Raw genomic sequence first — 363 nt, forward strand, 5'->3', positions numbered from 1 at the left:
CATTAACCTGATTTTACGTGATGGCGGGTCGTTTCCCGCGCCAATCTCAACGGCATCATCGGGAGATACACCACTGACTGGAAACATGGAGCATATCTGTTTAATGCGAAAAGAGGGCGTGTTTTATATATTCTCAGGTGGGCGACTCTTTGGGTCGAGTGCAGCCTATACCTCGTTCAGCCTGACAGGAACAATGCTGTATTTGGGTGCAGGTTCAAACATTGGTGATGGAACGGCAGGCTATTGGGATTCGTGGCGTTTGACCCGTCATGCCCGTTATGACATTGCAGGCTTTACACCACCATCTAAGAAATTTGCTACATCAGCATAGATTTAAAACAAATATCAGCCCCACATCGGGGC

1 pseudogene is annotated in these 363 nt (G+C 47.9%); it reads left to right on the forward strand.

Annotation, left to right across the window (positions count from 1 at the left end):
* Positions 1-331, forward strand: a pseudogene (locus tag LVY74_RS17660) (LamG-like jellyroll fold domain-containing protein); the annotation flags it as partial.
* Positions 332-363: the final 32 nt, after the last annotated feature.

The organism is Acinetobacter sp. ME22 (genome assembly GCF_022012315.1).
In the GTDB taxonomy this organism is placed as follows: domain Bacteria; phylum Pseudomonadota; class Gammaproteobacteria; order Pseudomonadales; family Moraxellaceae; genus Acinetobacter; species Acinetobacter brisouii_A.